Source organism: Morganella sp. TYF_1 (assembly GCF_043105645.1).
In the GTDB taxonomy this organism is placed as follows: Bacteria; Pseudomonadota; Gammaproteobacteria; order Enterobacterales; family Enterobacteriaceae; genus Morganella; species Morganella morganii_B.
Genome location: NZ_JBICLU010000018.1, coordinates 333,012 through 344,533, shown reverse-complemented (window position 1 = coordinate 344,533; position 11,522 = coordinate 333,012). Strand labels below are relative to the sequence as shown.

At 54.7% G+C, this 11,522-nt stretch carries 11 protein-coding genes; 7 read left to right on the top strand and 4 right to left on the bottom strand.

Annotated features, from left to right (window positions below; translation table 11 throughout):
* Positions 1-327 precede the first annotated feature (327 nt).
* Together ACF8OF_RS10820 and ACF8OF_RS10815 are read right to left on the bottom strand one after the other, a co-directional pair.
* Positions 328-2,733, bottom strand: a complete 2,406-nt coding sequence (locus tag ACF8OF_RS10820; RefSeq protein WP_392496587.1) for a zinc/cadmium/mercury/lead-transporting ATPase — start codon at positions 2,731-2,733, stop codon at positions 328-330.
* 140 nt (positions 2,734-2,873) lie between these two features.
* A complete protein-coding gene (locus ACF8OF_RS10815; RefSeq protein ID WP_262860840.1) occupies positions 2,874-3,506 on the bottom strand; it encodes a lysoplasmalogenase in 633 nt (210 codons plus the stop codon).
* Positions 3,507-3,611: 105 nt separating this feature from the next.
* Here ACF8OF_RS10815 and ACF8OF_RS10810 point away from each other — a divergent pair, with 105 nt between their 5' ends.
* The gene (locus ACF8OF_RS10810; RefSeq protein WP_262860841.1) at positions 3,612-3,965 is read left to right on the top strand and encodes a DUF2500 domain-containing protein; all 354 of its coding nucleotides are present in this window, start codon (positions 3,612-3,614) and stop codon (positions 3,963-3,965) included.
* Here the strand turns inward: ACF8OF_RS10810 and ACF8OF_RS10805 are convergent, their stop codons facing one another.
* Both ACF8OF_RS10805 and rsmD read right to left on the bottom strand, forming a co-directional pair.
* On the bottom strand, positions 3,966-4,253 hold the full coding sequence (locus ACF8OF_RS10805) for a DUF1145 family protein (protein ID WP_025151899.1): 288 nt from the start codon (positions 4,251-4,253) through the stop codon (positions 3,966-3,968).
* Positions 4,244-4,852: a 16S rRNA (guanine(966)-N(2))-methyltransferase gene (rsmD, locus tag ACF8OF_RS10800; RefSeq protein ID WP_392496584.1), complete on the bottom strand. Its 609-nt coding sequence runs from the start codon at positions 4,850-4,852 to the stop codon at positions 4,244-4,246. The genes ACF8OF_RS10805 and rsmD overlap by 10 nt, the downstream gene beginning before the upstream one ends.
* 269 nt (positions 4,853-5,121) lie before the next feature.
* On the opposite strand from rsmD, the gene ftsY reads away from it, so the two are divergent.
* The 6 genes from ftsY (at position 5,122) to ACF8OF_RS10770 (ending at position 11,429) form a co-directional block, all read left to right on the top strand.
* The gene (gene ftsY, locus ACF8OF_RS10795; protein WP_392496622.1) at positions 5,122-7,323 is read left to right on the top strand and encodes a signal recognition particle-docking protein FtsY; all 2,202 of its coding nucleotides are present in this window, start codon (positions 5,122-5,124) and stop codon (positions 7,321-7,323) included.
* Positions 7,324-7,329: 6 nt separating this feature from the next.
* The gene (gene ftsE / locus ACF8OF_RS10790) at positions 7,330-7,995 is read left to right on the top strand and encodes a cell division ATP-binding protein FtsE (RefSeq protein WP_004236250.1); all 666 of its coding nucleotides are present in this window, start codon (positions 7,330-7,332) and stop codon (positions 7,993-7,995) included.
* Positions 7,988-8,959, top strand: a complete 972-nt coding sequence (gene ftsX / locus ACF8OF_RS10785) for a permease-like cell division protein FtsX (protein WP_392496582.1) — start codon at positions 7,988-7,990, stop codon at positions 8,957-8,959. The genes ftsE and ftsX overlap by 8 nt, the downstream gene beginning before the upstream one ends.
* A 170-nt stretch (positions 8,960-9,129) precedes the next feature.
* On the top strand, positions 9,130-9,984 hold the full coding sequence (gene rpoH / locus ACF8OF_RS10780; protein ID WP_025151894.1) for an RNA polymerase sigma factor RpoH: 855 nt from the start codon (positions 9,130-9,132) through the stop codon (positions 9,982-9,984).
* A gap of 76 nt (positions 9,985-10,060) precedes the next feature.
* On the top strand, positions 10,061-10,306 hold the full coding sequence (locus tag ACF8OF_RS10775; protein WP_072869204.1) for a Pathogenicity locus: 246 nt from the start codon (positions 10,061-10,063) through the stop codon (positions 10,304-10,306).
* A gap of 1 nt (position 10,307) precedes the next feature.
* Entirely contained in the window at positions 10,308-11,429 is a 1,122-nt protein-coding gene (locus tag ACF8OF_RS10770) for a sugar diacid recognition domain-containing protein (RefSeq protein ID WP_392496580.1), read from the top strand.
* Positions 11,430-11,522 lie beyond the last annotated feature (93 nt).

Genomic DNA, 11,522 nt, shown 5'->3' with positions numbered 1-11,522 from the left:
ATATTTTTATAAAATTAAGAGTAATCGGAAATATTCCGGAGTAGTGAAAATACTACCGAAAGAAAATATAAAATGATAAGTAAATATTACCGGGGCGGCTAAAAAATGATAATGCTTCGGCGGGATGAACATTATGTGATGTAACAGGAAAAAACCGTGTTATAAAAAAAAATACAGGATACATCACTACCCCGGAAAGGGTGTTCAGTCCGGAGGCAGGCAGAGCGTTGCGTATAACCGGACTACATTATTCTGTTAAAAAAATAATGCCGGTCACGTGTGTGACCGGCATTGATGCATAAACGCCTTTTGGTATATCCGCAGAGGTTATTTTTTCATGACCCGCAGCAGGCGGACAGCGTTGGCGGTCACCAGTGCGGTTGCTCCGGAGTCAGCCAGAACCGCAACCCACAGGCCGGTCAGCCCCATCAGAGTGGTGACCAGGAACACCGCTTTCAGCCCCAGCGCGATAGTAATGTTCTCGCGGATGATCTTACGGGTAGCCCGTGACAGCGTGATCACTTCGGCAATACCGGTCAGGCGGTTGTGAGTCAGTGCGGCATCGGCGGTTTCCAATGCCACATCGGTCCCGCTGCCCATGGCAACCCCGATACCGGCCGCTTTCATTGCCGGGGCATCATTGATACCGTCGCCGACCATCATGGTGTGATGATCGTTATTCAGCGCCATCACCGCTTTGACTTTATCTTCCGGCATCAGTCCGGCGCGGAAATCCATGCCGATGGTACCGGCGATAGCGGCGGCTGCACGCGGGTTATCCCCGGTCAGCATCACGGCGCTGACACCCATCGCTTTCAGCTGGCCGATGGCCTCAATGGCATCACTGCGCAGCGTATCCTGCATGGCGATAAGTCCGGTCAGCTGGTTGCCTGCAACCACAGCAACGACCGTTTTCCCTTCATTTTCCAGCCGGGTGACGTCTGCCGCAGCGGCTTCTGTCAGCAGACCGTCAGCCAGTTTGCCCGGTGCGCTGACCAGGATGGTCACACCGTTGAGAACCCCGTCAACCCCTTTACCGGCATGGGCTTTGCGGTTTTCCGCTTCGGTGATGGTCAGCCCGTGAGCCTCAGTACGCTCCAGAATCGCTTTGGCTAACGGATGATGTGACCCGCTTTCCACGGCAGAGGCAAACATCAGCACATCGGCATCACTGTGATTATTCAGGGCAACAATATCAGTCACCTGTGGTTTACCTTCTGTCAGCGTACCGGTTTTATCCAGTGCGACAGTGGTCACGGTACCCAGCTGCTCCAGTGCGGCACCGCCTTTGATCAGCGCACCACGGCGGGTGGCGGCAGCCAGCGCGGAGGTGATTGCCGCCGGGGTGGAGATAACCAGCGCACACGGACAACCAATCAGCAGCAGTGTCAGACCCCGGTAGATCCACGGATACCATTCCTGTCCCATAAACAGCGGCGGAATGACAATCACCAGGGCAGAGAACAGCATGATCATCGGCGTATAGTAACGGCTGAAGCGGTCGATAAAGCGCTCGATTGGTGCCCGGCGCTCTTCCGCTTCCTCGATCAGTGTCAGAATGCGGTCGATGGCGTTCTGGCCCTGCTCGGAGACCACTTTCATCTGCACTGCGCGATCCACTGACAGCGAACCGGCGGCCACTTTTTCACCCTGTGCCCGCTCAACCGGGACGGATTCCCCGGTCAGGGCACTTTCGTCAAAGCTCGCAAACTCACTGAGCAGCTCAGCATCTGTCGGCAGGCGTCCGCCCGGTGCGATTTCAATAATGTCACCGGGACGCAGCTGTGCAACCGGTACGGAGACTTTCTGCCCGTCCTTAATCACCACCGCATCTTCCGGCACCAGTGCCATCAGCGCGCTGACACCCCGCCGAGCGCGGCCTGCCGCATAGGATTCCAGCATTTCGCCCAGCAGGAACAGCAGGATAACCATGGCTGCTTCTTCAGTGGCACCGATCACAATGGCACCGACTGCCGCGACCGTCATCAGCGTTTCAATCGCAAACGGCGTACCGGAGCGGATAAGACGCAGCGCGCTTTTGGCGATCGGGAACAGCCCGATCAGCGTTGAGGCGATAAAGGCGTATTTGCCCAGCACCGGATTTACAAACTCCAGCGCATAGCTGAGTGCAATCAGCACCGCAAGAATCAGCATCGGTGTTGCCTGTTTCAGCAGGCTCTGCTCTTCTTTTTTCTTCGGTGCGGCACTGCCGCCGTTCAGATCCCATAGGACAAATCCGGCCTGCTGCACGGCACTGGTCACATCCGCGCGGACATCCCCGGCAGCATCCACCACCAGTTTTTCCGTGGCAAACATCACTTTTGCCTGGGTGACCGCCGCAATTTTCAGAACGGCAGTTTCAATCTTGCGCGCACAGCTCGGGCAGTCCATCCCTTCCACCTGCCAGTTGTAACGCTGGCTGCCGCTTAATTCAGGCGGCGCGGTATCATCGGCGGCGGCGTGATCGTGTGAACAGCAGCTGCCGTGTGCGTGTTCATGACCGGTGTGGTCATGGTCGTGTTCAGAATGCGCATGATCGTGCGGGGCATGACCATGCGCACGGGACTCATCGTCGTCGTGTTCCGGATGTTCATGCTCACTGTGATCGTGTGTGGCAGTGGCGTGTGGCTGATGAGCCTGTGACTCACTTTTTCCGCCGGTGGTGCAGGCAGATTTGCTGCCGCAGCAGCTGCTGCTGTGAGTATGCTCATGATGTTCTTTGTTAGGGTGCATAAACACCTCCCTGTTCAACGGTGAGTTGATGTTAATTTTTCTCATTAACAGGAAGTGTACACATTGGAGTCTACTCCAGAGTCAACAACAGGGGCGCATAATTATTGGCAAATTGTGCGCTCCTGTTGTCAGAAGCAGAATTACATCAGCGTGATGGCACGGACAATCAGGAAATGCCCGAGGAAATAGAAGGTGGAGTAAATCGCTTTTGCCAGTTTAAAGGTAAACAGGAAGCGGTTGATCAGCCAGAGGATCAGGTTCAGCACCAGACAGAATGCCCCGATCATCAGGGAGAAGTTGTAATCGGTACCCAGCCCGAAGAACTGCTCTCCGGCAAGCCAGCCCATCACCAGCGCACTGAGCAGTGCTGTCAGCACCGGTACTTTATGATCGCCGAGTTTGTACCAGAGCAGCGCAAGTACCGCGATGGCAATCACCGGCATGGCAATCATCAGCGGAATATAGAAGGTAAAATTATTGAGCAGGGCGAAACTCAGGGCATAGAGCAGATAAAACACAGCACTGGTATACAGCGACAGGTCGATTTTATTATCAGCAACCAGGCGGATGGTATCGGAGACAATAGCCACTAACAGCCCGACACACACCAGATACCCGGAGATATCCAGCCCGTAATCCCCGCTCCACGCCCACAGCAGCAACAGCAGCAGGGTGACGGGACGGAAAACCCAGCGCTGCCAGTTTGGTCCCCGGTAGGCGGCGTCGATATAGAGCCAGCCGGAAAAAAGTACAGCAATAAATGGCCAATTCATAGGGTGTCCTTGAGGTATGTTGATGGCGATTAACACCTGAATATTTGATAATATCCCGTATTTACAGAACACGATCAACCAGATTGCAGGAAAACAACCATACTCATGAATAAATTCGGTTTGTTAGGTTTTATTGTCGCTGCTTTGATTATTATCCTGGCGACCCGCCGCTTCTTTGAACAGCGCAAACAAAATGAGATAAATGACCACGCTGCGGTGGCGGCATATCAGGTCACGGTGACAGAGAAAAAGGATTATCCGTACCCGAATATGCGCTCCCGTGAGCGGGATGTGGTTTTCCCGGAAACCTTCCGTTATGAGGTGCATTTCACGCCGCTGTCGGGGAAACCCATTGTGGTGTACATCAAAGAGGATGAATATAAGGCGATTACCCTGCATTCACGCGGAACGCTGTCAATGCAGGGGACGAGGTTTATCCGTTATGAGCCGCTGCGCTGATCAGGGTTTATCCTGATCTTTCAGTTCTGCCTGCTGGCGGCGCAGCAGGGCGAGCAGTTCAAACACACCGAATAAAAAGACGCGCACTTTACCGGCGGCGGTCAGTTTTTTATCCTGCGGCTGACCGGCATTAAACAGCGCCATCAGCAGCCCGTGCATCACCACCATAAAAAAGGTGGCGATATGCATAAAGATATTCAGCGGTTTCGGGAACGGATGCACCAGGCTGAAAATCAGAAAACCCCAGACAGCCAGCATCAGTATGCGGCCAATATTAATCAGGAACATACGGACTCCTGTTCAGTCGTCTGCGTCTGACGCAGATAAAGACGATATGCAACCTGGCCGGCCACCTTCTCCCGGTGGCACACCCAGTTACCCGGAACAACCAGTGTGTCTGATTCCGCCTCGGCTTCAATGTAGATCATTGCCTCCGGACTGAGCCAGTTGTTTGTCTCCAGTAAATCAACGGTTTCCTGAAGCAGCCCTTTACGGAACGGCGGGTCGAGAAACACCACATCAAACGGCGTTCCCGGCTGCGCCAGAAACTGCAGGGCACTCTGATTAACGACAGTGGCCTGTTCACAGTTGAGCAGACGGGCATTGGCGCTGATCTGAGCTGCAACGGCGCGGTTGAGTTCCGTAAATGTCACGGCAGAGGCATAGCGGGAAAGTGCCTCAAAACCGAGTGCGCCGCTGCCTGCGAACGCATCAAGACAGCGCGCGCCGTTAATTACCGGCATCAGCCAGTTAAACAGGGTTTCGCGCACGCGATCCGTGGTCGGGCGCAGGCCGTCATGTGTCAGAACCGGCAGTTTACGTCCGCGCCAGAGACCGGCGATAATGCGGATCTGCCCTTGTGGTGCGGTTTGAGCTTTTTTAACCATAACCTTCGTAACTTATTAATTCTGAAATTATTAATTCAGAAATATGAATAACAGACAGGAAAACAGCGGAATATTATACGCAGGTTTTGTAAGAATTCGTTTAAATTTAATATGAAATTACGGAAAGCCGATGCGCAACCATCCTGTGAAATGATAGACTGCGTCTGATTTGCAACTAATGATGATAAAGACGCCATATCTGCTCAGGATTTTCCGGACATACCGTGCCGGAAGGTGACGGGTGGCAGTATGCAAGGAGTATAGTGGCTGTGGCAAAAGAGAAGAAAAAAGGTTTTTTTTCCTGGCTGGGTTTTGGTCGTAAAGATGACGAACAGGCAGCACAGGAAGAACAGGCGCGTTTAGCGGAAGAGCAGGCGCGTCGTGATGAAGAAGCAGCAGAAGAAGCCCGTCAGGCGGAAGAGCAGGCGCGTCGTGATGAAGAAGCGGCGGAAGACGCCCGTCAGGCGGAAGAACAGGCCCGTCGTGATGCCGAAGCGGCTGAACAGGCACGTTTAGCGGAAGAGCAGGCCCGCCGTGATGCCGAAGCGGCTGAAAAAGCCCGTCAGGCGGAAGAACAGGCCCGTCGTGACGCGGAAGCGGCTGAACAGATCCGTCAGGCAGAAGCGCAGACCCGCCGTGATGCAGAAGCGGCGGAACAGCAGCGCTTTGCACAGGAGCAGGCGCGCCGCAATGCTGAAATCACCGAACAGCAGCGTCTGGCAGAAGAAAAACGTCTGGCGGAAGCGCAGGCGGCAGAGCAGCAGCGTGCGGAAGAAGAACAGCGCCGTCTGAAGGAGCAGGCACTGCGTGATGCGGAAACCGCTAAACAGCAGCGTCTGGCAGAAGAAAAACGGCTGGCGGAAGCACAGGCGGCAGAGCAGCAGCGTGCGGAAGAAGAACAGCGCCGTCTGAAAGAGCAGGCACTGCGTGATGCGGAAACCGCAAAACAACAGCGTATCGCGGAAGAAAAACGGCTGGCTGAAGAACAGGCAGCTGAACAGCAGCGCGCGGAAGAAGAACAGCGCCGCCTGAAAGAGCAGGCACTGCGTGACGCGGAAATTGCGAAACAACAGCGTATCGCGGAAGAAAAACGTCAGGCGGAAGAACAGGCCGCGGCACAGCGCCGTGCGGAAGAAGAACAGCGCCGTGCGCAAGAGCAGGCACTGCGTGATGCGGAAGCGGCAAAACAGCAGCGTATCGCGGAAGAAAAACGGCTGGCAGAAGAACAGGCCGCAGAGCAGCAGCGCGCGCAAGAAGAACAGCGCCGCGCGCAGGCGCAGGCACTGCGTGATGCGGAAGCGGCAAAACAGCAGCGTATCGCTGAAGATAAACGCCGGGCGGAAGAAGAAGCCGCAGAGCAACAGCGTTTAGCGCTGGAGCAGAAACAGCGTGACGCCGAAGCCGCTGAACAGGCGCGTCTGGCGGAAGAACAGCGCCTTGCGCAAGAGGAAGAAGCCCGCCGTCTCGCGGAAGCTGAAGCGGAAGCACAGGACGCGGTACTGGTTGAAAATGAGTCGCCGGCCCAGGCAGAGACACAGGAAAGACCGGCAAAAGAAGGGTTCTTTGCCCGTCTGAAACGCAGTCTGGTACGCACCCGTGAGAATATCGGCTCCGGTTTCTTCGGGATCTTCCGTGGTAAAAAGATCGATGACGATCTGTTTGAAGAACTGGAAGAACAGTTACTGGTGGCAGATGTCGGTGTGGAAACCACCCGCAAGATCATCACCAGTCTGACTCAGCATGCCAGCCGCCGTGATCTGAAAGATGCGGAAGCCTTATATGTTAAACTGCGCGAAGAAATGGGCGAGATCCTGGCAACCGTCGATAAGCCGCTGGAAATTGGAGATAAAAAACCGTATGTGATCCTGATGGTCGGCGTCAATGGTGTCGGTAAAACCACCACCATCGGTAAAATGGCGCGTCAGTATCAGGCTCAGGGTAAATCTGTCATGCTGGCTGCCGGAGATACCTTCCGTGCCGCTGCGGTGGAACAGCTCCAGGTCTGGGGCGAGCGCAACAATATCCCGGTCGTGGCGCAGCACACCGGCGCGGACCCGGCCTCGGTGATTTTTGATGCCATCCAGTCCGCCAAAGCCAAAGGGGTGGATGTGCTGATTGCCGACACCGCAGGGCGTTTACAGAATAAAGCGCACCTGATGGAAGAACTCAAGAAAATCGTGCGGGTGATGAAAAAACTCGATGAAGATGCCCCGCATGAGATTATGCTGACATTAGATGCCAGCACCGGACAGAACGCTGTCAGCCAGGCGCGTCTCTTTAATGAAGCGGTCGGCCTGACCGGGCTGACTCTGACCAAACTTGACGGAACGGCGAAAGGTGGTGTGATCTTTGCCATCGCAGACCAGTTCGGTATTCCTATCCGGTATATCGGGGTGGGTGAGGGTATTGAAGATCTGCGTCCTTTCAAAGCCGGTGATTTTATTGAGGCACTTTTTGCCCGGGAGGATTAATCATCCATGATTCGCTTTGAACACGTCAGTAAAGCCTATTTAGGCGGTCGTCAGGCGCTCCAGGGGGTGGATTTCCATATCCGCCCGGCGGAGATGGTCTTCCTGACCGGCCATTCCGGCGCAGGGAAGAGTACCCTGCTGAAACTGATTTGTGGGATTGAGCGACCCAGTGACGGCACCATTTTATTTGACGGCCACAATATCAGCCGTCTGAAAAACCGTGAAGTGCCTTTCCTGCGCCGCCAAATCGGCATGATTTTTCAGGATCACCATCTGCTGCTGGATCGCACGGTATATGACAATGTGGCGATGCCGCTGATCATTGCCGGTGCCAGCCCGGAAGATATCCGCCGCCGCGTCAGTGCCGCGCTGGATAAAGTCGGTCTGCTGGATAAGGCCCGTAACTTCCCGGTACAGCTCTCCGGCGGTGAACAGCAGCGCGTGGGCATTGCCCGTGCCGTGGTAAATAAACCAATGGTACTGCTGGCGGATGAACCGACCGGTAACCTGGACAGTGAACTGTCAGAAGGCATTTTACGGCTGTTTGAAGAGTTTAACCGTGTGGGGGTCACTGTTCTGATGGCAACGCACGATATCATGCTGATTGAACGGCGCAATTACCGCGTGCTGACGCTGAGTCAGGGACGCATGGCGGGAGGTCATCATGGTTAAGCAACCGCGTAAACCGGCAAAAAAAATGCCGTCCAAAGCCAAAGCCCTGAAAGGCGGCTGGCGGGAACAGTGGCGGCATGCGTGGGTAAACACGCTGGGCGATATGCTGCGCCAGCCGCTGTCAACACTGCTGACAGTGATGGTGATTGCGATTTCCCTGACACTGCCGAGTGTCTTTTATATCGTCTGGAAAAACGTCAGCCATGCGGCGCAACAGTGGTATCCGACACCGCAGCTGACCGTTTATCTGGATAAAGGTCTGGATGAACAGGGCGGGCAGAAACTGGCGGACGAGCTGAAAGCGCTCGATGGCGTGGAGAGTGTCAATTATCTCTCCCGTGACCAGGCAATAACCGAATTCCGTGCCTGGTCCGGCTTCAGTACCGCACTGGATATGCTGGAAGAGAACCCGCTGCCGGCGGTGGCGATTGTCACCCCGAAAGTGGATATGCAGAGCAGCGGCACGCTCTCAACCCTGCGTGATCGCGTCACGGCACTGTCCGGGATTGATGAGGTACGGATGGATGACAGCTGGTTTGCCCGGCTGGCGGCACTGACCGGCCTGGTGGGGCAGATAGCTTCCCTGATCGGGGTGCTGATGGTTGTGGCGCTGTTCCTGGTGATCGGCAACAGTGTACGGCTCAATATTTTCAGCCGCCGCGAAACCATCAATGTGATGAAACTGATCGGCGCAACAGACGGTTTTATTTTGCGTCCGTTCCTCAACGGCGGTATGTTGCTCGGGGCGTTCGGCGCAGTGCTGTCACTGGTGTTGTCCGCATTGCTGGTCTGGAAACTGGGGGATGTGGTGACCGGTGTCTCCAAAATTTTCGGGACCACATTTACACTGACCGGGCTGGACTGGGACGAAGCGCTGCTGATTGTGCTGGTGTCCGGTATGATTGGCTGGATAGCTGCCTGGCTGGCAACTGTCCGTCATTTACGGAATTTTATGCCACAGTAACGGTCTTATTATCCGGCGGGGCATTACCCCGCCGGATATCCCGCATCACCGGTTTACATTCAATCAAATGACAGCGCCGGCACTAAGTGATAGGCGTAACTCTGTCCTGTGTTGTACACTGTTCACTATTATCGTCTGCCGACGTCATTTTTATTTGTACTGAGGACTGAATGACTAAAGATACGCAATTCCCTGTTTTAGTTCCGCAAGGGAGCATTGAGGCCTATATCCGGGCAGCTAACCAGTATCCGATGCTGACAGCCGAAGAAGAAAAAGAGCTGGCTGAGCGTCTGTATTATGACGGCGACCTTGAGGCCGCGAAAAAACTGATCATGTCGCATCTGCGGTTTGTTATCCATGTCGCCCGCAGTTATTCAGGTTATGGCCTGCCTCAGGCGGATCTTATCCAGGAAGGCAACATCGGGCTGATGAAAGCCGTGCGCCGCTTTAACCCGGAAATGGGTGTGCGCCTGGTATCGTTTGCGGTTCACTGGATCAAAGCTGAAATTCATGAGTATGTGCTGCGTAACTGGCGCATCGTCAAAATTGCCACCACCAAAGCACAGCGCAAACTGTTTTTTAATCTGCGTAAATCCAAAAAACGCCTCGGCTGGTTTAACCAGGATGAAGTGGAAATGGTGGCGAAAGAGCTGGGGGTGACCAGCAAAGATGTGCTGGAAATGGAATCCCGTATGGCGGCGCAGGACATGGCATTTGATATGTCTGATGACGATGACGGCGATCACCCTGTGGTGGCACCGGCACTGTTCCTGGAAGATAAATCCTCTGATTTCGCTGATGAAATTGAGGAAGATAACTGGGACAGCCACGCCACGGACAAACTCACCCTGGCGATTGATTCACTGGACGAGCGCAGCCGTGACATTATCCGTGCCCGCTGGCTGGATGATGACAGCAAAACCACCCTCCAGGAACTGGCGGACAAATACGGCGTTTCCGCCGAGCGCGTCCGTCAGCTGGAAAAAAATGCCATGAAAAAACTGCGCGAGGCGATTGAGGGCTGATAACAATGCGCCCGTTTCTGCGGCGATCTGTTATGGCAGCCATCGTATTTTCTGATAATCACTGACGGGGGATATTATGGCTTTTTCGTCTGAAGACAAAGCAGTTCTGCTGGCGGTAAAGGGCGTGGGTGCGAAAGTTATCGAACGCCTTGAGCAGATGGGATTTTCTGATCTTAATCAGCTTGCCGCCGCGGATGCCCAATCCCTGCTGAGTGCCGGTGCGGCACTTACCGGCTCTACCTGCTGGCGCAACAGTCCGCTGGCCAGAAAAGCCATTGAGTCTGCCATTGCGGCAGCACGCCAGGCACAGAATCCGTCCTGATATGACACCGGTTCATCTCGATCAGCGCACTGCCCGGCTGATTGTTCAGCGGGCGATGCAAATCCTCAGTTACTCCGTGAATGTGATGAACGCACAGGGCGTGATTATTGCCTCCGGTGATCCGCAGCGGGTCAATCAGCGCCATGAAGGCGCGGTGCTGGCGCTGACAGAAAACCGGATTGTGGAAATTGATGAAGCCACCGCCGCCACGCTGAAAGGCGTGAAACCGGGTATTAATCTGCCGGTGATTTTCCGCGATACCATGGTGGGGGTGGTCGGGATTTCCGGCAGACCGGATGAAGTGCGCAACTACGCTGAGCTGGTGCGCATGGCGGCGGAGCTGGTGCTGGAGCAGGCCGATCTGCTGGAAAAATCCCAGTGGGATCGCCGTTACCGTGATGAGTTGGTCAGCCAGCTGATAAGCCCGGAGCAGCAGCCGCAGTCGGTAAAATCGATCGCTGCCTATCTCGGGATCTCCCCCGATAAACCCCGCATAGCCCTGATCCTCGCACTGCCTGCGCCGGATCATGAGCAGTTTCACCGTCTGGTGGACTATATTGATAATCTGAAAATGGATTTGCTGGTCAGTATCCGGGGAATAAATTCCCTCGTGGTGCTGAAACCGGTGGCCTGTGATGCGGATTTTCAGCCGCTCTCTCCGGTGCAGAAGCAGTTACAGGCACTGCGCCGCCAGCTGCCGGATCTGCTGATGTATGTCGGCGGTTTCTTTCACGGAAACAATGGTCTGCACCGCTCCTGGCAGAGTGCCTGCGCTGTGCAGCAACTGGGGCAGACCCCGGCGTACAGCCGTCAGAAAACCATTTTTTACGATGAAGTCAAATTACCCGCCTTGTTACAGGGATTTCAGGAGAGCTGGCAGGCCGCTGAACTGGCCTCCGCCTGGCAGAAACTGAAAGCGGCGGACAGCCGCCGTGTGTTGTGTCATACCCTGAAGACCTATTTTGATCAGAATTGTGATCTGTCTCAAACCACAAAAACGCTGCATATTCACACAAATACCCTCCGTTACCGCCTTCAGCGTGTTGAATCGATTACTGGCTTAAATATCAATAGATTGGAGTCAATGATTCAGCTTTATTTTGGTATTCTGACCGATCTGTGATTTGTGCGTTTGTACAAAATACGCGGTTTCAGCCCGTTCTTTTTTGTCGGAACCTCTCAAGCTTAACCTGATGGCTGCCGCCATAATGCCTCC